Origin of the sequence: Kribbella voronezhensis, assembly GCF_004365175.1 — a bacterium.
Classification (GTDB): domain Bacteria; phylum Actinomycetota; class Actinomycetes; order Propionibacteriales; family Kribbellaceae; genus Kribbella; species Kribbella voronezhensis.
Genome location: NZ_SOCE01000001.1, coordinates 3,474,979 through 3,497,114 on the forward strand (window position 1 = coordinate 3,474,979; position 22,136 = coordinate 3,497,114).

Sequence of the window (22,136 nt, forward strand, 5' to 3'; positions counted from 1 at the left end):
CCGGTCTAGGCCATTGACTGCAATCGGCCATAGCCTGGCCCGATGCTGGAGAGTCTCGGGATCGGCCCCGCGGAGGAGCGGCTGTACGCCGACCTGCTCGCCCACCCCGGCAGCACGGCCGAGGAGCTGGCCGGCCGGCATCCGAAGCTCCCCGAGTTGCTGGCCTCGCTGCGGGCCGGCCGGCTGATCCGGGACGACGACGGCCTCCTCTCGGCCGTCCCGCCCGCGCTCGCACTGCAGACCACCCTGGACGCGCAGCGACTCGAACTCGAGCGGGCCGCCGCCCGGGTTCGCGAACTGGATCGGTTGCACAGGGCAACACCGGATCCGTTCCGCCGCGCACCGGTCGAGGTCGTGCCCGGCGACGAGGCGCACGAGCGGCTCGGCGTCCTGCTCGCGGCGACCCAGCACGAGTTGCGCGCGCTCGACACCCCGCCGTACGGCAAGGTGCTGGAGCCGGCGGATGCCGAGCCCGCCGTGATGTCCCTGCAGCGCGGCGTGCGGCAGCGCATCGTCTACGACCGCGCCGCCGTCGGGGAGCACGAGCTGGACACGATGCTGCCGGGACTGGCCGCGGGTGAGGAGGCGCGGGTCGTCGGCGAGGTCCCGTTGCGGCTGTCGATCTTCGACGACCGGGCGGCCGCCCTGCCGCTGCGGGTGGGCCTGGTCCAGACCGAAGGGCTGCTCCTGGTCTGGCCGAGCAGCCTGCTCGATGCGCTGATCGCGCTGTTCGAGCGGGTCTGGGACAGCGCGCTGCCGCTGATCCTGGACGAGACCACGACGGCCGGCGGGGAGGCCGACGACGACCGGACCCTGATCGCGCTGCTGGCCGCGGGGATGGGTGACCAGGCGATCGCCCGGCACCTCGGCATCAGCCTGCGGACGGTCGGCCGCCGGGTCCAGCGGGTGCAGAACGACCTGAACGCGGCGACCCGGTTCCAGGCGGGCGTCGCGGTCGGCATCCAACTGGCGGAACAGGGCCGGATCCACGGACCGAAAACGGTTTGACGGGCCCCTCGCGCCCGCGCCTAGGCTGGATGCATTCGCCTGGTCAGGTGTCTCGAAACCCCTCTATGTCTTCTTTGGGACGTCATGTCGCTGCGCCTCATTCCCTTCGCCGACCCGGGTGTACCCGATACCCGGTCCGGCCTCCGACTCATTCTCTGGCTCGAACATCAGCAGCTCCGCGGGCAGGCGGTCGCGGTCGCCTGGGGCCTGGTGTACTTCGGTGGCATCGCCGCCGCCCCGGTCTCGGTCGGCCTCGCCGTCCAGGCCGTGATCGACAGGTCCTGGCCGCGGTTGCTGCTGGCCGGTCTGCTGCTGCTCGTGATGGGCGCTGCCAAGGCCGGCGCCGACTCCTACTTCCACCGCGCCGTGGTGACCAACTGGATCGCTACGGCATCCCGCATCCAGCAGCTGATCTCGCGGAAGGCCGCCGAGCTCGGCTCGATGCTGACCCGGCGGATCGCCGCCGGTGAAGTGGTCGCCGTGAGCAGCGGCGACGTCGAGAAGATCGGCTGGTTCGTCGAGGTGCTCGGCCGGTTCACGGCCGCTCTGCTGACCTGCTTCGCCGTGGTGATCGGCCTGCTCTTCTACGAACCGCAGCTCGGCCTGATCGTCGCCGTCGCCGTCCCGGTGCTGGCTGTCTCGATCGTGCCGCTGATGGGTCCGGCCGAGCGCCGGGCCGACCAGCAGCGCGCCAAGGGCGGCCGGGCCACCGAGCTCGCCGCCGACACGGTCGCCGGCCTGCGCGTACTGCGTGGCATCGGTGGCGAGCAGCTCTTCCTCGACCGGTACCGCGAGGCTTCGCAGGAGTACCGGGCGAGCGCTGTCCGGTCGGCCCGGATGTGGTCGCTGATCGCGGCCCTGCAGGTGCTGCTGTTCGGTCTGTTCCTGGTGCTGATCGTCTGGTTCGGCATCCGGCTGGTGACCTCCGGACGGATCAGCGTCGGCGAGCTCGTCACGACGTACGGCTTCATCACCTTCATGATGGTGCCGCTGCAGACGTTCGAGGAGACGGCGAGCGCGTTCATCTTCTCGAAGGTGTCCGCACGTCGTGCCGCGCGAGTGCTCTCGTTGCGGCGTTCGGACGGCGACGCGGCGACGCTGGAAGCCCAGGTGCCGGCAGGTGACCTGTTCGACCCGATCACTGGGCTGTCCGTTCCGGCTGGGTCCTTCACTGCCGTGGTCTGCGGCAACCCGGACGCCAGTGGACGGCTGGCGGATCGCCTGGGCGGTCACAGCCCCGATGCCGAACCAGGGCAGGCCTCTGTGCTGCTCGACGGCGTAGCGCTGGACGAGCTCCCGCTCGACTCGGCGCGGACCGCAGTGCTCGTGCAGGACAAGGATCCGGTGCTGCTGTCCGGCACGGTCCGCGACCTGTTCGACGTACCGTCCAGTGGGGCCGTTTCGGTAGAAGCAGCGCTGGATGCTGCTCAGTGCGAGGACATCCTGGACGTACTGCGTCAGTCGCTGCCGTCAGGTGGTACCGATGCCACCCAGGCCGTGTTGACCGAGCGCGGCCGGTCACTGTCCGGCGGCCAGCGTCAGCGAGTCGCTCTGGCCCGCTCGCTGTACGTCGATCCGGCGCTGCTGGTGCTGGACGAGCCGACCAGTGCCGTGGACGCGCACACCGAGGCCCGGATCGCCGACAGCCTGCGGTTGCTCCGGTCCGGCCGGACCACCGTGGTGTTCACGTCCAGCCCGTTGATGCTGGACCGTGCGGACCGGGTCGTGTTCGTTCCGGACGGCCGGGTCGAGGCAGTCGGCACCCATCACGAACTCATCAACACCAACAACAGGTACCGCGCGGTCGTCACCCGTGAGGACGAGCCAACCTACGAGGAGTCGGCGTGAAGCGCCCCGAGTACGACCCGGCAGCGCCGCAGGAAGCGGCTCGCCTGCCGGTAGCTCGCACCGCAACAGTGCGGGCGTATTTGAAGACCCTGTTCAAGCGGCATCGCCGTGCCTTCGGTTGGCTGACCCTGGTCAACGCGGTGGCGGCACTGAGCGGCATGGTCGGGCCGTGGCTTCTCGGCAACGTGGTGGAGAAGCTCTCGCACGGCAAGACGGACGTGGACCTTCCGTACGTCGTACTGGGCTTCGTCTGCGCGCTTGCCGTGCAGACGGTGTTCGTCCGGCTCACCCGGCTTCGCGGTGCGGTGCTGGGCGAGGAGATGCTGGCCGACCTGCGCGAGGACTTCCTCGTCCGTGCGGTCGCGCTGCCGCCCGGCGTACTGGAGCGAGCCGGTACCGGCGACCTGCTGTCCCGGATCACCACGGACGTGGACCGTCTCTCGCACGCCATGCGCGACGCGGTTCCCCAGTTGACGATCGCGGTGATCTGGGCCGGGTTGCTGATCGGCGCCCTGGTCGTGACCGCGCCGGAGTTGGCGGTCGCCGTGGTGATCGCGGCTCCGATCCTGATCATCGGGGGTCGCTGGTACTTCCGCCGCGCACCATCGGCGTACCGGTCGGAGGCGGCCGGCTATGCGGCGGTTGCGTCGGCGCTGGCCGAGACCGTGGACGCCGGCCGGACCGTGGAGACGCACCGGCTCGGTGACCGCCGGGTCGAGCTCGGTGACACCCGGATCGGCCAGTGGGTCGCCTGGGAGCGGTACACGCTCTACCTGCGGATGATCCTGTTCCCGGTGATCAACATGACCCACACGGTCGCGCTGGCCGCGGTCCTGGTGGTCGGCGGTGGCCTGGCGATCAACGGCTGGATCACCGTCGGCGCGCTCACCACGGGTGCGCTCTTCATCCAGATGCTGGTCGAGCCGGTCAACATGATGATCCGCTGGTACGACGAGTTGCAGGTGGCCCAGGTCTCGCTGGCGCGGCTGGTCGGCGTTCGCGAGGTCGAGGCGGCCGCTATCGGCGACGACACCGAGCCGGACGGGCGGACCGTGCTCGCCGACGAGGTCCGCTTCGGCTATCTGGAAGGCCGCGACGTGCTGCACGGCGTCACGTTGACGGTCGAGCCGGGGGCTCGGGTCGCGCTCGTAGGCCCTTCTGGTGCAGGGAAATCGACTCTCGGCCGATTGCTGGCCGGGATCTACTCGCCACGGTTGGGCGACATCACCCTGGGTGGTGCCGCGCTGGACCGGATGTCGGCCGAGCAGGTCCGCAGTCACGTTGCCTTGGTCAACCAGGAGCACCACGTGTTCGTCGGGACCGTCCGCGACAACCTGCGGCTGGCTCGTCCGACCGCGAGTGACGCGGAGCTGTGGACGGCGCTGCGGTCGGTCGACGCGCACGCCTGGGTGGCCGGGTTCGAACACGGCCTCGACACCGAGGTCGGTTCGGGTGGCGTCTCACTGACTCCGGCCCAGGCCCAGCAGGTGGCGCTGGCCCGGTTGGTGCTGGCGGATCCGCACACGCTGGTCCTCGACGAGGCCACCTCGTTGATGGACCCGCGGGCCGCGCGGCATCTGGAGCGGTCGCTGGCCGGCGTACTGGAAGGCCGGACCGTGGTCGCGATCGCGCACCGGCTGCACACCGCCCACGACGCGGACGTGATCGCGGTCGTCGAGGACGGCCGGATCGTGGAGCTCGGCGGGCACGACGAACTGGTCGATGCCGAAGGCCCCTATGCGGCACTGTGGCACTCCTGGCACGGTGACCGCTGACACCCCTCCAATGGGAGAATGAGGCGTGCTGACCACGCTGCTCTCGCTGCCCACCGTCATGGCCTTCGATGTGGACAGCGAGGGTCGCCTGCTGATCGCGTACGACGGGAGTGGCATCCGTCAACTGCACGAGATCGGCCGGGACGGGAGTTGGCGGACTCTGACCGACCTCGCCGACACCGTCCGGGGCGCCCGGTACATCCCGGGCGCCCGCCGGGCCGTGATCGAGCACGACACCGACGGCAACGAGCGCGGCCAGTTGTCCCTGCTCGACCTGGAGGCGGACGGCCTTCCCGAGCTCGTCCCGCTCGTCCAGGACCCGGCGTACCTGCACCGGCTGATCGATGCCAGACCGGACCGAGTGCTGTTCTCCACCAACCGGCGCAACGACGTCGACTTCGACCTGGTCGCGCGAGACCTGGCAACCGGTGCCGACACGGTGCTGTACGACGGTGGCGGCTTCATGGGCCCGGTCGCGGTGTCACCGGACGACCGCTGGGCACTGATCCTGATGGCCGGCGGCCCTGGCAACTCGGTCCAGTTGCTCCTGGTCGAGACGACCACCCAGGCGGTCACCGAGTTGACCGCCTTCGACGCACCGAACTGTCAGGACTCGCCCAGCTGGCTGCCGGACTCGTCCGGGTTCGTGATCTCGAGCGACGCCGATCGTGACCGGATGGCCTTGCGGCGCTTCGACCTCGCGACCGGTAGCTGGAGCGATCTCCTGGTCGACGACCAGCGGGATCTGGCCGGTTGGAGCTGCCCGGACGGCGAGCACCTGCTGGTCGGCAGTACTGAGGACGGCGAAGTCTCGCTTGCCCTGCACAGCCTGGCCGACGGTGCTCTGGTAGCGCCGATAGACCTTCCAGGAGGCGGCCTCGCTGCTCGGCAGATAGGAGCGAGGGATCCGCTGTGGTCCGAGGACGGCAGTCATGCGGTGATCAACTACACCTCACCTGTGCAGCCGCCTGTGGTGGTCCGCTACACGCGCGAGACCGGCGGACTCCTGACCGTCGAGGCGCCCGACATGCCGGAGCTGCCGGCCGGTCTGGCACATCCCGAGAGCCACCGGGTGCCGAGTTCGGACGGCGAGCAGGTCCCGGTGTTCGTGTATCGCCCGGCCGACGGTGGTGACGGGTCGGCGGTCATCCACATTCACGGTGGCCCCGAGGCTGCCGCGATGCGGAGCTGGAACGCGGTGATCGCCGGGCTCGTCGCGGACGGCCACACGGTCGTGGTGCCGAACGTGCGCGGCTCGGCGGCGTACGGGAGGCGCTGGTACTCCCTCGACGACAAGCGGCTCCGGCTGGACTCGGTGGCCGACCTCGCTGCCATCCATGCCTGGCTGCCGTCGATCGGGGTGGACCAGAGCCGGGTCGCGCTCTTCGGCGGCTCGTACGGCGGCTACATGGTGCTCGCCGGACTCGCTTTTCAGCCGACGCTCTGGGCGGCCGGCGTCGACATCGTCGGAATCGCCTCGCTGGTGACGTTCCTGGAGAACACCTCCGACTACCGGCGGGCGGTCCGCGAGCGCGAGTACGGCACGCTGGCCGACGACCGGGACTTCCTGGCGGAGGCCAGCCCGCTCAACCGGGTGGACGACATCCGGGCGCCGCTGTTCGTCATCCACGGCGCCAACGACCCGCGCGTCCCGCTGTCCGAGGCGGAGCAGATCGCCGAAGCCCTGGCCAAGCGGGACATCCCCTGCCAACTGCTCGTGTACTCCGACGAGGGCCACGGCCTGGCGAAGCGCCAGAACCGCCTCGACGCCTACCCGAAGGCCTTCGCGTTCCTCGCGGAGCACCTAGCTCAAAGCGGGAAGTAGCGGAGTCAGCCTCGTGCCTTCCAGCCGGACCGGAAGGCCGAGCGGCAGGGCCAGGTTGAGTTCGGCGTGGCCGACGGCGGCGCCTTCGAGCATCGGTACGCCGAGGGGGACGAGTCGCTCGCGGATCACCTCGGCGACCAGGTCGGTGCTGTCGGACTCGGTGAAGTCGCCGATCACCAGACCGCTGACCTGGTCGAACCAGCCGGACCTGAGCAGCTGGGTGAGCAACCGGTCGATCCGGTAGCCGTCCTCGCCGACGTCCTCCAGGACGACGATCCCGGCCGGCCGCGCGAAGGTCGGCGTACCGAGGCTCGCTGCCAGGAGCGCCAGGTTGCCCCCGAGCAGGCGGCCTTCCGCAGTACCGGGGACTACGGAACGGGCGCCGGCGGGAGCGAGCAGATCCGTCACCGACTCGGGAGCGAACAGCAGGTCGCGCAGGCGATCCCGGCCTTGTTCAGAGCCGAGTTGCTCGACGGCGGCGGCCATCGGCCCGTGGATCGTCACCAGGCCACGCGCGTTCAGCACCTCGTGCAGGGCGGTGATGTCACTGAAGCCGACAAGGATCTTGTCGACAGCCGCCAGCTCCTCGACGTCGAGGTGCTGGAGCATGCGCTGTACGCCGTACCCGCCGCGTGCGCAGATCACCGCCTTGAAGTCCGGCTCCAGCCACGCCGCCCGGAAGTCCGCCGCGCGGGCCGTGTCCTCCGACGCGAGATACGGCAACTTGTCGTGCCGCCCCAGCGCCGCGGGCATCACCTCGACCTCGAGCCCCCAGTCCCGCAGGTACTTGAGCCCGATCTCCAGGCGTGCACCGTCCAACGGCCCGGCCGGAGCAACCACGGCCACTCGATCCCCGGCCGCCAACCGCGCCGGCCTCCTCACCTCGATCACCAGGCAGACGCTATCCCGGGCGGCCCTCCGCGCACGACCTCAGACCCCCAGCTTCGTCAGCACGCCGGTGATGAACGGGGCCTTGCCGGCTCGGTAGGCAGGCCGGTCCTCGTCGTCAGCCGCCGCCAGCTCCCGCTTGATCCGGGCACACTCGGCTCGGTCGGCCGGATCCCGCCGGCGCTGCTCCTCGAACAGCGCCGGCCGGCGGACGTCGTACTCGACGATTTCGATCGGATCCAGCCGCATGTCCCTGGTCTACCAGTCGACCTTCACGGTGGCTGTCTTGGTGACGCCGTTGACGGTGACTGACAGGTCGGCCGAGCCGGGGCGGAGGGCGGTGAGTTGGCCGGTGGCCGGGTCGTAGGAGGCGACGGACCAGAAGGGCGCCGTCTTGGCCGGGCCGATGTGCAGGAACGTCGAACCCGACCAGTCGGCCGAGACCGGGAAGGAGACGGGGACGCGACGGTCGTCCTGTACCACGGTCGCCGTGGCGGGCGCGGTCTGTCCGCGGCGGAGGGTCGCCGGGGCGGTCAGCTCGAGCGCGTCCACATGCGGCCGGAGTTCGACCTGGAACCAGGAGCGCTCCGGCGCCGACCAGTTCCGCTCAGCCGCGCCGGCAACCCGCGCTGCCGGGTCGATCCCGACGAGCGCCCAGCCGGTGAAACCACCCGCATCGGGCGCGGCCGCTGGGCTCTTGCCCGAGTTGCCGGTCAGCGGCAGCAGTACGCCGTCGGTCCGGGTCGCCGCGAAGGTCCCTGCGTGCCCTGCCATGTACGCCGCGCCCTTGCCGGTCGATGCCCGGAAGTCGGCGAGCCAGCGGACCAGCAACTCGGCCTCCTTGCGATCGCCGAGCTGGGAGTTCTGCGTCGGTGACGGATCGTCGATCGGGTGGTGTGCCATCACCACGACGTTGCGGATCGCCGGGTTCGCCGCCGCATCGTCGAGTTGTTTGCGCAGATCGAGGATCTGGTCGAACCCACCGGCGCGGAGCGACCCGAGCGAGGAGTCCCGCAGTACGAAGCGGGTGCCCTTGTGGTCGAAGGTGCTGGTGGGGGCGCCGAACACCTTGGTCCACTCGGACAGGTCCCCGGGGCCGTAGCTCTCGTGGTTGCCCGGGACGTAGTGCACCGGGACCTTGCCGGCGACCTCTTCGTCGATGATCTTCTTGGCCAGCGCGATGTCGTTCGCAAAACCACGGTCGACGAAGTCGCCGTTGATGACCAGGAAGTCCGGGTGCTGCGCGAGTGCTTCGCGGATCGTGCGCCGGGCCTGCTTCGCGTTCCCCGATTCGGGGTCGTCGGCGGTGAACTGCGCGTCCGACATCACGGCGAACCGCCACCGGCCGCCACCGGTGACCGTCCCGTCGGTGACGACCATCGGATCGATCACCTTGGCCGGCGGCGTCATCGTCACGGGCGGCGCACCGCGGACGGTCAGGTCGTCGATGACGATGCGGCCGGAGTACTGCCGGGTCGGCACGGTCTCGACCACGTAGATCCGCCAGAACCTCAGCGGCATCGTCAGCCCCGGCGGAATGGTCGCCTCGACGTACTTCCAGCCGGTCCAGTCGACCGCGGCCGCCAGGTTCAGCGTCTGCGCCGAGCCACCGGCGCCGTCGTACGCGTTGGCCCGCAACCACGCACCCTTGCCATCGCCGTACACCCAGGCGCCGAGCTTCTGCGGCTGTCCGGGCAACGTCTGCTGCGGCGTCTGGGACAGGTACGCCGCGCGCGTCGCCGTGCTGCCCGTCAACGAGTAGTCGAGCGCGATCGCCTGACCACCGTCGTGGCCTTCGGCAACAGACCTCGAAGCCGTCGCGGCTCCGACCGGTACGGCGTTCGCCTGCCACTTGGCGGGATCGTCGACCTCGTCCACCACCTGGCTGGTGAGGCCGGCGGTCACACTGAGCTGGGTCGTCAAGGCGCCGACCTTCGCCGTCACGACCGTGGAGACGGCATCGGCGCCGACCGCGGTCACGTCGAACCCATTGCCTCGGGCAACGAGCTTGATCAGCGCCGGGTCGTAGGTCAGCTGGACGTCGCGCGGCTCCACCCAGGTGGAGAAGCCGTCCGCGTCGAAGCCGTCGACGGTGAAGAATCCCTTGGAGGTTGCATCCGGCAACGAAACTTGGCGGGTCGACGGAGCCAGCCGGATCGGCGTACCGAGCACGGTCATCGGGAACCGGCCGCGGGCCTGACCTCGCTGGGCGGTGACGATGACGTCGCCGGCGCGGCGACCGGTGACGACCCCCTGACTGGTGACCCGGGCATTGCTGCCGACCGACCAGTACGGCGTACCGGGGGCCGGCGCGTAGGTTTCGTCGTGCCCGCGTGCTGTGAGGACCCGGCTGAGGCCGGTGAGCACGCGGGAGCTCTTGGAGATGTCGGTGTCGGGCAGCTCGGCCGCAGTACCGGCGGCTTCCACCTGGAAGCCGGTGAGGCGCCCGGATCCCTTGGTGGGAAGGAGTCCCAGGCCGTTCGGCACCAGGCGTTCGCCGCCGTCGGACGGGTTGTTGACCACCTCGGGTGCCTGCTCACCGGGCGAGCGAGCCAGCATCGTCGAAGAACCGCCGCCGTCGAGGTTCAGGACGTCGTCGGCGCCGAGGCCGACCATCAGCTGGCCCATCTCCTTGAGCGACAGTCCGCGCGAGCCGGTCGCCCGGCCGTCGACCGTCAGCAACACCATCCGGCGGCCGTTGTCGGTGAATCCCACCGCGGTGCGGGGCGCCAGGTCGGCGTCCGGGACGTCGTCGGGCACCTTGCCGTCCCGGGCGAGCTGAACGTTGCCACTGATGCCCACCGCGATATCGGCGGCGTCGGAGCGCGGACCGTACTGGACCTCCACCTTGTCGCCGACCTCGAACGCGGCGAGCGCGGTGGCTCCGGTGTCGCGGCCGATCAGAGCGAGCTCGTTCGCGGCGAGCGGCGTCGTACCGGGTGTGGTGGCCGACGAGACGACGACGCCGTCGCGGAGTAGTACCTCGCGGACCGTCGGCAGGCCGTCGACCGTGCGAGTGCGCGGGGCGTCGCCCCATTCGGGGGTGTAGAGGCCGATGCCGTTCGCGTCGACGGTCGGCGAGTTGAGGTTGGTGAGGTCGAGCTTGGTCGCGTCGTCGTCCGTCGCGGTGCCTTGCAGGAAGACCTGGGCGATCTTGCCGAGGCCGTCCTTGCCGATCACCGCGGTGTCGTTGTGGCCGGCGGCCGGCGCGTTGATCAGGCGGCCGCCGCGTTCGATCCCAACCCCGAGCGGGGCCGTGGTGTCGTTGATGTCGAAGAAGTCGCCGTTGACACCGGCGATCGCGCCCTTGCGAGCGAGCTGCTGACTGAGCGGCAGGCCACCGGAGACCTTGCCGGTGTTGACGTAGTCGACGGTGACGCCGTGCTGGTCCAGGTCCGCGACGAGGAAGTCACCTCGCAGCCAGCCACGTGCGTCGAGACGCTCGAAGGCGGTGTAGTTCACGCCGGGCGCGACCGGACTGTCCTTGCGGCTGGTGACGAGACCTTCGCCGGCCGGCGCGATGGCGACATCGGCGATGTCCGACGGCGCCGACGAATGCCTGAGGGCTTCGACGGGCGCGCGACCCGGGTCTGGGACGGGCTGGGCGAACGCGGGGGCGAAGGCGCCGGTGGCGAGCAGACCGCCGGCCAGCACGCTGACCGCCGTACGCCGGCCTGTCGTCGCCCGGTTGATCGATGGACGGAACGGTGACACGGGAGCCTCCTCGGCGTGGGCGGACGCGGCCATCCGACGCCGAGAGCCCTACCGCCACGTGAGGCGCAGGTGTACGCCGATCAACCGACCGGTGACAAAGTAACGTCTCCAGTCGGTTATCGGAAGATTTCTGTCAGGATTCGGCCTGGACCAGCCGCCGGCCGGCGGCCTCAGTCCAGCGACACCGGACGGCTCGCGGCCTCCCAGGCCTGCATCCCGCCCTCGAAGTTGACCGCGTCGCGGCCCTGGGAGGCGAGGAACTGCGTCGCCATCGACGAGCGGCCGCCGACCGCGCAGACGCAGAGCACCTTCTGGTCCAGCGGCACTTCGCCGACGCGCTCCTGCAACTGGCCGAGCGGGATGTGCGTCGCACCCTCGATGTGGCCGCGATTCCACTCGTCGGGCTCCCGGACGTCGAGAACGAACGCCTCGGCCAGCAGTTCGTCGTCAAGGTCGGCTACGCCCACGGCAGGAATCTCGGAATTCTGGAACATACCCCGATCATCGCAGCCTCCCCGGCCGGTCATCACACACGGTCCGCACGGCTACACCTCGAGGGCCTCGGCATCCGACTCACTCGGAGCGTCGGCGGCGACGCCTCGTGCGCGCAGCATCGCCCAGCCGACGAGTGCGCCGGCGATCACCGTCAGCGTGAGGCCGGCCATCGTGACCGCCTGCTCGAACTGCGAAGTCTGCTGCTCGGTCCAGTTCGAGACGGCGATGTCTCCGGCGAAGAGCGCCGCGAGGATGGTGCCCGTCACCGCCAGGCCGATGCCAGGGGTGACCTGGGTGGCGGTATCGAGCAGCGCCGCGCCGATCGTGGTCCGGTTCTTCGGCAGACCGCGGAGCACATTGAAGCCGGCAACCGTGCCGATGACCCGCATCCCCGCGGCCACGAGCACTAGGGACACGGCCACCCAGGGATAACCGAAACTACTGAACACGCCGAAGATCGCTAACCCGGACACGACCGCGGCAGAGCTGATCCAGGCGGCTCGATCGGCACCGACCCGCTCCACGAACGGACCGACGAGTCTGCCGCCGGCGATCAGGACCACAACCTGCGGGAGCATGCCGAGGGAAGCCTGCACGGGCGTCCACCCCCAGTCGAGCTGCAGTTGCAGCGTGACCATGTAGCCGAGACCCGCGACCGCCAGACCGGCTGCGGCCTTGTAGGCCAGGGCGCTCGACACCAGCGGGCGGGCGATGAGCCGCAGGTCGAGCAGCGGGTACTGCGCTGTGCGGGAGCGGACGACAAAGAGAGTCCCGGCGACGACGGCCGCGCCCGATACCGTCCACGGTGCCCACGAACCAGCGCCTTCGTTGACGAACAGGGTCGGCGCGAGCAGCGCGAGCACGATCGTCGCCGTACTCAGCAGTGCTCCGAGAACGTCCACCGGGTCGTGGTGCAACTCAGCCGGATCGTCAGCGGCAATCCCTGCCCGTACGCCGATGAGCGCGAGCGCCGCGATCGGAACGTTCACCAGCAGGAGCACCTGCCAAGGGGCGAATGCGAGCACGAAGCCACCGACCGTCGGGCCGACCGCGAGGCCGACCAGACCGACGGTCGAAATCAGGGTGATCGCCTTGACCTGGAGCTTGTCCGTGTCGAACAGCCGGAAGGCGAGCGCGATCGAACCGGGGGTGGTCATCGCCGCGGCGACACCCATCACGGCACGGACGGCGATCAGTTGTCCGGCGGAGCTGACGAAGGCGGTCGCCAGACTCGCGAGACCCAGCACCACCAGGCCGACGAGCATCGTCCGGCGCCGGCCGAATCTGTCGGCGATCGCGCCGAACAGCAGCATCAGTCCGCCGAACACGACGACGTACGCGCCGGTCACCCACTGCAGCGCGACCGTGGAAGCCCGCAGGTCGCGCCCGATCGTGGGCAGCGCGACATTGAGGATCGAGTTGTCGAGCATCTCGAACAGGAACACCGCGGACAGGCCGGCCAGGGCGACCCAGGCCTCGCGCAGGGACTGGGGAGGTGAGGTCGCCTCTCGTTCATGGCTCATGGTCACTCCAGTGCTGAGGTGAGGGTCAGGTCTAGTTTTAGAGCGTACCCCAATTTCTTGGGCACGCTCTAAATTTGTTGCTTGATACACTCCGGAGATGGCTGACAGCGGACTGCGCGAGCGGAAGAAGGCCCGCACGCGGCGGCACATCGCCGAGACCGCCGCCCGGCTGTTCGCCGAGCGCGGCTACGAGAAGGTGGCGGTCAGCGAGGTCGCGCGCGCGGCCGAGGTGGCGGAGCAGACGCTCTACAACTACTTCCCGACCAAGGAACAGCTGGTCACCGACCGCGAGGACCAGATCCAGGACCAGCTGAGCGAACTGATCCGCTCGCGGCCGGCCGGGACGAGCCCGGCCGCGGCCATCCGCGACTTCGTCCTCGAGACCGTTTCGGAGATCGGCGGCAGGCCGGCCGAAACCGCCCGCGGCAACCTCGGCTATCTGGCGGCGATCAGTCCTGCCGTCAACCGGCTGGCACTGGAGACGACCGACCGCCTCGGCACGGCGCTGGCCGCGGCCGTCCTGGAGTCGAGCACGGTCGCACCGGAGCTGGCACGCCTGCAGGGCATCGCCCTGGCCGGCGTGTTCCGCATCATCATCAGCGAGTCCGGCACCCGCACCCACAACGGCCAGACCCCGGCCGAGATCGTCGCCGACCTGCGCCCCCAGTTCGAGACCATCCTCACCGAACTGGACCGCTGGCTGACCCCCACCACCTGAACCCCGTACTGCGGGCGTCGCACGACTTCACCAGCTTCAACAGGCGTGGGTCGCGCGGCCTCAGCTGCCTCGACAGCCAGGTGCGCGCTACTTCAGCAGCTTTGACAGGCGGCGGTCGGCGAGGGGTTTGCCGCCGGTCTGGCAGGTCGCGCAGTACTGCAGGGACGAGTCGGCGAAGCTCACCTCGCGGACGATGTCGCCGCAGACCGGGCACTTCTCACCCTTGCGGCCGTGCACCCGCAGACCGCTCTTCTTCTCCGACTTGAGGTCTTGTGCCGCCAGCCCCTTGGACCGCTCGACCGCATCGGTCAGCGTGTCCCGCATCGCGTCGTAGAGCACCTTCTGCTCGTCCTCGGTCAGGTTCGAGGCGGGTTTGAACGGGCTCATCTTCGCCACGTGCAGGATCTCGTCGGAGTAGGCGTTGCCGATCCCGGCGATCACCGACTGGTTCCGCAGGACGCCCTTCAACTGGACCCGGCCCTGCTGCTTGAGGATCTCGCCGAACTGCTCCGCGGTCAGCGTGAACGGATCCGGCCCGAGGCGGGAAATCCCCGGCACCTCGGCGGGATCGCGCACGACGTACACCGCGAGCTTCTTCTGGGTGCCGGCCTCGGTCAGGTCGAAGCCGGAGCCGTCGTCGAGGGCGACCCGGAGCGCGATCGGCCCCTTGCCGGGCCGGACCAGGCCGGTCGACTGCTCCTCGCGCCAGCGCAGCCAGCCGGCCCGGGCGAGGTGGATGACGAGGTGGATGCCCTGCGCGGAGATGTCCAGGAACTTCCCGTGCCGCTGCACGTCGTCGATCAGCAGGCCCACCAGTGACGAGATCGGCGGGTCATAGGTCTTCAGCGCACTGATCGCGGTGATGTCGGCACGCACGATCGCTCGCTCGACGGCGCGTTCCCGCAGGAACCCCGTCAGCGATTCGACTTCCGGCAACTCGGGCACTCCCCCAGTGTGCCGCACCCGACGGACAACCCCGGGGAGGATTTCCCCAGGGGTACCTCGGGTGCATCACCGATACGGGCCGGTTGCGGGGACCGCTACCGTCTTAGGAAGAGAGAAGGAGGGACCTGATGGGTTTCGTGAAGACACTGGTCAAGGGCGCTGTGGTGGCGAAGTTGCTGCAGGTGGCCCAGCGCGAGCTGAGCAAGCCGGAGAACCAGCGCAAGGCCAAGGAGATGTTCCAGAAGGTCCAGCAGCGCCGCGGCGCCCACTAGACCCGGACCACCTCACCCCGGCGAGAGCCTGACGGCCCGCCGGGAAGAGGTGTGCGCGCTCATCCGGCCGGTGAGCGGTCGCTCTAGAGTCGGCGGTTGAGGGAGAACAGGCGGCCGAGGACGGGCATCAGCACGATGTTCAGCCCGTGGAGTACGCCGATCACCAGCAGGATGCCGCCGAGGCGGCCGGCTTCGAACCCCACCTGGGCCGGCAGTACCGACAGCCCCCACTGGTCGCGCGGCTCGAAGCTGATCGTGAAGAGGATGTAGGCCGCGAAGATCAGGTAGTAGACGATGTCCGTCAGCACGATGTAGCTCTTGCCGGTCTGCGGGTTGTCGTGGAAAACGTCGGCGGCATAGGCCCGCCCGAACCGTTTGATGAACGGGCCGAGCCAGAGGGCGATTCCGACCAGGAGCGCGTCGGTCGTCAATTCCAGGATCCACCAGTCCATCAGCAGGTGTCCGTTCTTCCTCGGCGTGATCAGCAGGACAAGGGCGGTCAGTACGACGATCGCGGCGGCGGCGCCCAGTACTCCACGCCGGACCCCGCGCCGCCGGACCCGGTCGTCGACGATCGTTCCGAGCGTGCGCTCGAACAGATCCGGCGAGATGCTGCGTGGCCGGTCGGGTCCCAGCGCCTCGTGCAGGCGCCGCTCGATCGGGTCGTCGGGCTGTGGAGCGGTGCTCATCGAGGTTCCTCCAGCTCTGCCTTGAGCGAGCGCAGGCCCCGCTGCAAATGGGTCTTGACCGAGTTCGGTGACAGTCCGAGCGTCTCGGCGATCTCGCCGACGGACAGTTCGAGGTAATAGCGCAGTACGACGCAGTCCCGCTGCCGGCGCGGCAGTCCCCGCAGGGCCGCGATCACCTCTCGCCGGCTCTCGTCGGCAGCGGCGAGATCCTCCGCCGACCGGTCGTCCACCTCCGCCGGCGGGCGGTGCCGCAACGACATCAAGCCCCGCCGGTTGTGGTCGCGAGCCAGGTTCACCACGATGGACCGCAGGTAGGCCGCGGCCCGGCCCGGGTCGTTGATCCGGTGCTGACTGCGGGCCAGCCGGACGAAGGCCTCCTGCACCAGGTCCTCCGCCGCCGTCCGGTCGTCGACGAACCATCGGGCCAGCTGGACCAACCGGGCCGCCTCGGCCTGGAACAGCGCGCCGATCAGGGCATCGGCATCCACCTGTATGCCGTCGCCGGACAGATCCGCGGTCGCACCCATGGCCCCCATCACCTTGACGGACGAGTGAACCGGCCGACCGGGTGACAGCGCGAAAATCTCCGTCCCGTTGTCACCCGGTGCGGCGGATGGATCCGTCTGTTGCAGTGATCCCTGCTCCCAGCATGGACCTGAAAGGGGGGAGTGTCGTGATGAACATTCCGAAGACAGCTGCCGTCGGTTTCGCTCTCGGGCTTGCCTGGGGTGCGGCGGCCCGGGTCTGGATGCGGCTGATCTCCACCGAGCCGGAGTTCAGCTGGACCGGCACCGGGCTGATCCTGGGCTTCTGCGCCGGCGGTGGCCTGATCCTCGGATTCCTGGCCGGCGCGCGGGCGGCCGGTTGGTCCCGCTGGTGGAGGATGCTCGGACTCCTGTGCCTGGTGATCTTCGCGGGCCCTGGCATGGTGTTCCTGCCGGCGTACCTTCTCGGTGGACTGCTCTTCCGCCGGCAGGTCTCACTGGTGCTGGCCGGCGCGGGCGCAGTCCTCGGCGGGGTGGCGTTTCTGTGGGTCGCCAATCAACAGGAGCCCGCTCCGGTCGACGGGCTGACGATGTACGGCGGCTTCCTGGTACTGAGCCTGGCTCTGACGATCGGATCGGCCGAGTTCTATCGGCCCCGCCGGCGCCGGACGGCGCCTCGTGAACGGCAGCTGCCGGTAGGGCTCTGACGGAGCGAACCGGCGCGAGACGCGGGCGCAACTGCTCGCCGTAGCCAGTACGGACGGCGGTTCGGACACAGCACGAATCGGCGGGAGGGCTCCCGCCGATTCGGAGTGGGTCAGGCTGCGTGGCGGCCGTGCTGGTGGGTGAAGAGCCGGGCGCGGCGGATGCTCACCACGGTGCCCGGAGTGCTGGTCGGCTTGTGGGAGAAGGGTTCGGCCATGCTGCCCAGGGCGAGCAGGTCGAGCTTGGTCCTGGCCTCGTCGCGGTCGGAAGCACCCCAGGCTCCGGCCGGGCCGTGCTCGAACCCGGTGGAGTGACGCCTGTTGCTGCTTTCCAGAGCCGCGATCAGTGCCAGCGCGAGGACTGCGAGGACGATGATTCCGGTCATGGCAGTAATTCTGCTATCGACCAGATCCAGCCACAATTGGCACTATTGACAGTCCTCCACAAATTACTGCCATACTGGCTCACATGCTGCAGAAGATCGCCGTCGTCCTGATGGAGGACGTCGCGCTGTTCGAGTTCGGCGTGCTGTCGGAGGTGTTCGGGATCGACCGGACCGACGACGGCGTGCCGGCGTTCGACTTCAAGGTGTGTTCGACCCGGCCGGGCGAACCTCTGCAAACCAGCAGCCACTCCGCCGTGATCGCGCCGTACGGGTTGGAGGAGCTGGAGGACGCGGATCTGGTCGCTCTCCCGGCGACCACCTGGCGGCACGAGTACGACGAGCGCATCCTCGACGCGCTCCGCCGGGCACACGAACGCGGCGCGATCCTGCTGACCGTGTGCTCCGGCGCCTTCGTCCTCGGCCGGGCCGGCCTGCTGGACGGCCGCAGCTGCGCGACCCACTGGCGGTACGCGAAGCTCTTCCGCGAGCAGTTCCCGGGTGCCCGGCTCGACGCGGACGTCTTGTTCGTCGACGACGGCGACATCATCACCAGCGCCGGTACGGCGGCCGGCATCGACGCCTGCCTCCACCTCGTCCGCCGCGAACTCGGCAGCGCCGTCGCCACCCGGATCGCCCGCCGGATGGTCGTCCCACCGCAGCGCGACGGCGGCCAGCGCCAGTACGTCGAGGTGCCGGTGCCCGAGTCGTCCGGCGAGAGCCTGCAGCCGGTACTCGACTGGATGGTCGACAACCTCACCATCGAGCACACCGTGCCCGAACTCGCCCGCCGGGCCCGGATGTCCGACCGCACCTTCGCCCGCCGCTTCGTCGCCGAAACCGGGACGACACCGCTCAAGTGGGTCACCACCCAGCGCGTCCTGCACGCCAGAACCCTGCTGGAGCAGACGAAACTCGGCATCGAGCAGATCGCCTCGGAGTCGGGGTTCGGCACGGCCGCGTTGTTGCGCCACCACTTCCGTAGAGTGGTCGGCGTTCCACCGCAGGACTACCGCCGAACCTTCCAGACCGCGAGCTGATGATCACCTACCGACCAGCCACCCCCGCCGAAGCCCCCGCAGTACTGTCCTTCTGGGCCACGGCAGCCGAAGACGCCGACCGCCCGCCGGACTCGCCCGACGCCGTACTGCGCCTGATCGCCCGAGACCCGGAAGCGCTGATCCTTGCCGTAGACAACAACTCTGCCGACAACGGAAGCGGCGACTTGATCGTCGGCTCCATCATCGTCGGCTGGGACGGCTGGCGCTGCCATCTCTATCGCCTCGCCGTAGCCCCGACCCACCGCCGCCGCGGCATCGGCCGCACGCTCATCTCCCTTGCAGAGCAGCGTTTCACCACCTACGGCGGCACCCGCGCCGACGCCATGGTCCTCGACACCAACACCACCGCCCATCCCACCTGGCAAACCGCCGGCTACATCCCACAACCCAACTGGTCCCGCTGGGTCAAACCCCTCTGAGCCAATCGTCCGGTGGTCTCCCGACGCGAGCCGGGAGAACACCGGACGTCGTTCACACCGAGCGTTGGTAGGTGCGGAAGGCTCGGGTGGAGAGGTAGGCGACGAAGAGGGTGAAGGCCAGCAGGTAGAGGCCGTGGCGGGTGACCGAGGACCAGTCGGGATCGGCCGAGAGGGACTGGCGGGCGGCGACCGTGGCCCAGTCGACCGGGTTGAAGCGGGCGCCGACCTCGACCCAGTGCGGGGCGAGTTTCGGGTTCATCATGATCGAGGACAGGAACGTCAGCGGGAGCGAGACGAACTGGAAGATGCCGATCAGCGCCTCCTGCTGCCGTGTGAGCAGCGCGACCGCGTTCGAGAGCGAGCCGAACGCCGTACCGACGAGCATCGATGCGACGATCGTGACGACGTACCCGAGTCCGTTCCCGTCGTAGCGTGCCCCGGCCGCCAGGCCGATCGCGAACACCAGGATCGTCTGGATCACCGTGGTGGTCGCGTTGCTGAGCAACTGCCCAGCCATCAGCGCGCCGCGGCGTACCGGCGAGGTGAGCATCCGGTCCATCACGCCGCGCTCCATGTCGGTGATGAACGTGGTGCCGGCCCAGCCGCTCGACATCAACGCCGTCATCATCACGATGCCCGGCGTCAGGAACGCGATGTACGACGAATCGGAGAACCCCGGCAGGTTCACCACACCTTTGAACAACTGCCCGAACAGCAACAGCCAGATCGCCGGCTGCACCAAAGTGAAGGCGATCAAGGCAGGAGACCTGTACTGCGCCCGCAACCAGCGACCCGTGATCATCGCGGTCTGCCCGGCCAGTCCACCCGAGCGAGCTGAGGAACGCACCGCAGTAGCTGTCATCGTGGCCATCAGGCGGCCCTCTCCTTCTCCGCATCGGAAGCCTGCTCGGCCGCCCGGAAGGTGCGGCCGGTGTAGCGCAGATAGACGTCGTCCAGCGTCGGCCGCGCGACCGTCACGGCAGCGACCGGAATCTCCTGCTCCTCAAGCACACCCAGCACAGCCGGTACGGCGGTCGCTCCGTGATCCACGCGCGCTCGCACGACGTTGCCATCGACAACGACTTCGCCGATCCCACGGAGCCCGCTGATCAAGGAGTGCACCCGGGTCGTCGAAGCGGCGTCGGCCAGTTCGACCTGGACGGAGTCGCCGTGCAGCTCGGCCTTCAGCTCCTCGGGGCTGCCCGAGGCGACGACCTTGCCGTGGTCGACGATCGCGAGTTGCGCCGCGAGCCGGTCGGCCTCCTCCAGGTAGTGAGTGGTCAGCAGGACGGTGAGTCCTTCGGCCGCGGAGAGCCGTTCGACCTCGGTCCACAGATCCGCGCGAGCCTCCGGATCGAGCCCGGTCGTCGGCTCGTCCAGGAAGAGCACCCGAGGCCGATGAACGAGTCCGAGGGCAACGTCCAACTTGCGTTGCATACCACCGGAGTACGTCCGGACCTGGCGATCAGCGGCTTCGGCGAGGCCGAAGCGCTCCAGGAGCTCGGCGGCCCGGCGTACGGAGTCGGATCTGGACAGGCCGTAGATGCGGCCGCTGAGGACGAGGTTCTCGGTGCCGGTCGCCATCGGGTCGGAACTGGACTGCTGCGGTACGTAGCCGATCGCCAGGCGGACCGCCTGCTGGTCCTTGACGACGTCGAGGCCGGCGACTCGCGCGGTACCGGAATCGGCCCGGGACAAGGTGGTCAGGATCTTCACCGCGGTGGACTTGCCGGCGCCGTTGGGCCCGAGCAGCCCCAGGACGACGCCCGCCGGCACGTCGAAGGTGAGGCCGTCGAGGGCACGGACGGGCGGCTTCTTGCGAGCCGCCGGGTAGGTCTTGACCAGGTCGGTCACCTCGATCGCGAGGTCACCGCCGCCGGTCCGGGCGTGCGTGGGTGGTGCCATGGTCGAACTCCTCAAAGGTGTGGTGAGGAGCCGATCCGGGCGAGCTGGCTATCCTGATGGTTGCGCCTTGGGTGCCAGGTCTCGCTTGCGGGATCGACTCGAGGAACTGCGGCCCTTGACCACGGCGTTGCCGCGCCCTGGTCGGGGGCCGTCCTGCGTTACAGGCCTTCCGGTGGGACCTCCTTCAACCAGGGCAGGTCCTCCCCGAAGTACTTGACCGGATCCGCCAGCACGTCCCTGGGCTTGATCCCCAGCTCGGCGACGAGTTCGTGCGTCTTGCGCCAGAAGGCGCTGCCTTCGAGTTCGTCGACCCGGATCTCCGCGGCCAGCCCCTTGGCGTAATCACGCTCGGCGGTCAGCACGGCGACCCGGAACTCCGACTCGACCCAGAAGATCCGGGGAAGCTTCTTCGACCGCATGAACTCGTGCATCCCGACCAGCTGAGCGATCTCCTCGTCCAGCGCGACGACCCGTTGCTCGAGCAGCTCGACCACCCGGTCCGGCGGGAAGGCCGGGAGATAGGCCAGCCCGGCCTCCAGTTGCCGGAACTCCTTGGCCGGCGTGCCGAGCAACTCGGTCAGCCAGTCGTCGAACTCGGCGCGGCCGGTCGAGGTGATCGCGTAGACCGTGCGCTCCGGGCGATTCCCGTCCCGCAGGGTTTCGACCGCCTCGATGAACCCGGCCTTCTCCAGCGCCGCGACGACGGAGTACAGGGAGCCGTAGTTGAGCTTGATGCTCACTTCCTTGCCGCGGCCCTTGAGCAGCGAGGAGATCTCGTACGGGTGCATGGGGCGCTCGGTGAGCGTGCCGAGCACCGCGAACGCGAGCGGGTTCGCCACCTTCCGCTTGCCCATGCTCCGCCTCCTCGATCTCAACTACTCGAAATCGAGTATTAGACTCCGGATACCCGGTGTCAAGTACTCAGGCAGGTCGCTCGAAGATCAGCTCGAGGCCGTCCTCCTCGTCCCACTGCTCCCCGTTCTGGGTGAAGCCGAACGAAGCGATGGTCGCCAGCGACGCCTCGTTGTCCGGGCTGATGGTGGCGCGAACCACCCGTACTGCGGGTTCCGCGGCCGCCCGGTCGAGCAGCGCGGCCAGGATCGCCTTCGCATAGCCGCGCCGCCGGTACTGCGGGTCGACGGTGTACCCGACCTCGACCATCCCGTCCGCGTCGGGCGGCCCGTGGAACCCCGCGTAGCCGACGACCACCTCACCTTGAACTCCGGGCGGCGTGGAGAGAACGGCCCTGGCGATCCAGTCGGCGGCCTCCGGCTGGGTCTCGAGCTGCTTGAGCCGGTAGTTCCACAACCACTTCGCGCGGTCGTCGACGAACAACTCGCCCAGCTCGACACCTGATTCGATCCGTGCGGTGTCCAGTTCGCCCGCGAGCAAAGCGGCCATGGTCTTCGGGGAAAGCTCCGCGAAGCGGAGGTGATGTGCGGTCATGCGGTCGACTCTGCGGTGTGCGGAGCCTGACCG

General features: G+C 69.2%; 22 protein-coding genes. 9 read left to right on the forward strand and 13 right to left on the reverse strand.

From position 1 onward, the window contains the following. The first annotated feature begins 42 nt into the window (after positions 1-42). From EV138_RS15985 to EV138_RS16000, 4 genes are all read left to right on the forward strand, one after another. Entirely contained in the window at positions 43-1,008 is a 966-nt protein-coding gene (locus tag EV138_RS15985; protein ID WP_133979721.1) for a helix-turn-helix domain-containing protein, read from the forward strand. A gap of 84 nt (positions 1,009-1,092) precedes the next feature. Then, positions 1,093-2,856: an ABC transporter transmembrane domain-containing protein gene (locus tag EV138_RS15990; RefSeq protein ID WP_133979722.1), complete on the forward strand. Its 1,764-nt coding sequence runs from the start codon at positions 1,093-1,095 to the stop codon at positions 2,854-2,856. Then, positions 2,853-4,631 (forward strand): ABC transporter ATP-binding protein, encoded by a 1,779-nt coding sequence (locus EV138_RS15995; RefSeq protein ID WP_133979723.1) that lies wholly within the window; start codon positions 2,853-2,855, stop codon positions 4,629-4,631. The genes EV138_RS15990 and EV138_RS15995 overlap by 4 nt, the downstream gene beginning before the upstream one ends. Before the next feature lie 25 nt (positions 4,632-4,656). Then, on the forward strand, positions 4,657-6,456 hold the full coding sequence (locus EV138_RS16000; protein WP_202866732.1) for a S9 family peptidase: 1,800 nt from the start codon (positions 4,657-4,659) through the stop codon (positions 6,454-6,456). On the opposite strand, the gene EV138_RS16005 is transcribed toward EV138_RS16000, so the two are convergent. From EV138_RS16005 to EV138_RS16025, 5 genes are all read right to left on the reverse strand, one after another. Next, positions 6,436-7,347 (reverse strand): S66 peptidase family protein, encoded by a 912-nt coding sequence (locus EV138_RS16005; protein ID WP_238158160.1) that lies wholly within the window; start codon positions 7,345-7,347, stop codon positions 6,436-6,438. The genes EV138_RS16000 and EV138_RS16005 overlap by 21 nt on opposite strands. 39 nt (positions 7,348-7,386) lie before the next feature. Then, positions 7,387-7,593, reverse strand: a complete 207-nt coding sequence (locus EV138_RS16010; RefSeq protein ID WP_238158161.1) for a GrpB family protein — start codon at positions 7,591-7,593, stop codon at positions 7,387-7,389. A 9-nt stretch (positions 7,594-7,602) separates the two neighbouring features. Beyond that, positions 7,603-11,058 carry a phosphodiester glycosidase family protein gene (locus EV138_RS16015; protein ID WP_238158162.1) on the reverse strand — a complete coding sequence of 1,152 codons (3,456 nt, stop codon included), beginning with the start codon at positions 11,056-11,058 and terminating at the stop codon, positions 7,603-7,605. Between the two features lie 170 nt (positions 11,059-11,228). Next, positions 11,229-11,552, reverse strand: a complete 324-nt coding sequence (locus tag EV138_RS16020; protein WP_133979725.1) for a rhodanese-like domain-containing protein — start codon at positions 11,550-11,552, stop codon at positions 11,229-11,231. 51 nt (positions 11,553-11,603) lie between these two features. Next, the gene (locus tag EV138_RS16025; RefSeq protein ID WP_133979726.1) at positions 11,604-13,076 is read right to left on the reverse strand and encodes an MFS transporter; all 1,473 of its coding nucleotides are present in this window, start codon (positions 13,074-13,076) and stop codon (positions 11,604-11,606) included. 97 nt (positions 13,077-13,173) lie between these two features. On the opposite strand from EV138_RS16025, the gene EV138_RS16030 reads away from it, so the two are divergent. Further along, positions 13,174-13,794: a TetR/AcrR family transcriptional regulator gene (locus tag EV138_RS16030; RefSeq protein ID WP_133979727.1), complete on the forward strand. Its 621-nt coding sequence runs from the start codon at positions 13,174-13,176 to the stop codon at positions 13,792-13,794. 87 nt (positions 13,795-13,881) lie between these two features. Here EV138_RS16030 and EV138_RS16035 read toward each other — a convergent pair whose 3' ends face one another. Further along, positions 13,882-14,739 carry a DNA-formamidopyrimidine glycosylase family protein gene (locus EV138_RS16035; RefSeq protein ID WP_133979728.1) on the reverse strand — a complete coding sequence of 286 codons (858 nt, stop codon included), beginning with the start codon at positions 14,737-14,739 and terminating at the stop codon, positions 13,882-13,884. Between the two features lie 128 nt (positions 14,740-14,867). Between EV138_RS16035 and EV138_RS37305 the strand changes: the two genes are divergently transcribed. After that, on the forward strand, positions 14,868-15,011 hold the full coding sequence (locus EV138_RS37305; RefSeq protein ID WP_166678610.1) for a hypothetical protein: 144 nt from the start codon (positions 14,868-14,870) through the stop codon (positions 15,009-15,011). A gap of 83 nt (positions 15,012-15,094) precedes the next feature. Here EV138_RS37305 and EV138_RS16040 read toward each other — a convergent pair whose 3' ends face one another. After that, positions 15,095-15,700 (reverse strand): hypothetical protein, encoded by a 606-nt coding sequence (locus tag EV138_RS16040; RefSeq protein WP_133979729.1) that lies wholly within the window; start codon positions 15,698-15,700, stop codon positions 15,095-15,097. Beyond that, a complete protein-coding gene (locus tag EV138_RS16045) occupies positions 15,697-16,227 on the reverse strand; it encodes an RNA polymerase sigma factor (protein ID WP_133979730.1) in 531 nt (176 codons plus the stop codon). The genes EV138_RS16040 and EV138_RS16045 overlap by 4 nt, the downstream gene beginning before the upstream one ends. Positions 16,228-16,376: 149 nt before the next feature. On the opposite strand from EV138_RS16045, the gene EV138_RS16050 reads away from it, so the two are divergent. Further along, positions 16,377-16,892, forward strand: coding sequence for a hypothetical protein (locus tag EV138_RS16050; protein WP_133979731.1), 516 nt, complete (start codon positions 16,377-16,379; stop codon positions 16,890-16,892). Between the two features lie 110 nt (positions 16,893-17,002). Here the strand turns inward: EV138_RS16050 and EV138_RS16055 are convergent, their stop codons facing one another. Further along, a complete protein-coding gene (locus EV138_RS16055; protein WP_133979732.1) occupies positions 17,003-17,275 on the reverse strand; it encodes a hypothetical protein in 273 nt (90 codons plus the stop codon). Between the two features lie 83 nt (positions 17,276-17,358). Between EV138_RS16055 and EV138_RS16060 the strand changes: the two genes are divergently transcribed. After that, positions 17,359-18,312: a GlxA family transcriptional regulator gene (locus EV138_RS16060; RefSeq protein WP_133979733.1), complete on the forward strand. Its 954-nt coding sequence runs from the start codon at positions 17,359-17,361 to the stop codon at positions 18,310-18,312. Continuing rightward, the gene (locus EV138_RS16065; RefSeq protein ID WP_133979734.1) at positions 18,312-18,752 is read left to right on the forward strand and encodes a GNAT family N-acetyltransferase; all 441 of its coding nucleotides are present in this window, start codon (positions 18,312-18,314) and stop codon (positions 18,750-18,752) included. The genes EV138_RS16060 and EV138_RS16065 overlap by 1 nt, the downstream gene beginning before the upstream one ends. A 52-nt stretch (positions 18,753-18,804) precedes the next feature. Here EV138_RS16065 and EV138_RS16070 read toward each other — a convergent pair whose 3' ends face one another. The 4 genes from EV138_RS16070 to EV138_RS16085 all read right to left on the reverse strand — a co-directional run bounded on the left by EV138_RS16070 (position 18,805) and on the right by EV138_RS16085 (position 22,103). Further along, positions 18,805-19,623 carry an ABC transporter permease gene (locus EV138_RS16070; protein WP_133979735.1) on the reverse strand — a complete coding sequence of 273 codons (819 nt, stop codon included), beginning with the start codon at positions 19,621-19,623 and terminating at the stop codon, positions 18,805-18,807. Next, positions 19,623-20,657: an ATP-binding cassette domain-containing protein gene (locus EV138_RS16075; protein ID WP_133979736.1), complete on the reverse strand. Its 1,035-nt coding sequence runs from the start codon at positions 20,655-20,657 to the stop codon at positions 19,623-19,625. The genes EV138_RS16070 and EV138_RS16075 overlap by 1 nt, the downstream gene beginning before the upstream one ends. A 158-nt stretch (positions 20,658-20,815) precedes the next feature. Next, positions 20,816-21,511 carry a PadR family transcriptional regulator gene (locus EV138_RS16080; RefSeq protein ID WP_133979737.1) on the reverse strand — a complete coding sequence of 232 codons (696 nt, stop codon included), beginning with the start codon at positions 21,509-21,511 and terminating at the stop codon, positions 20,816-20,818. 67 nt (positions 21,512-21,578) lie between these two features. Then, entirely contained in the window at positions 21,579-22,103 is a 525-nt protein-coding gene (locus EV138_RS16085; RefSeq protein ID WP_133979738.1) for a GNAT family N-acetyltransferase, read from the reverse strand. Between the last annotated feature and the right edge of the window lie 33 nt (positions 22,104-22,136).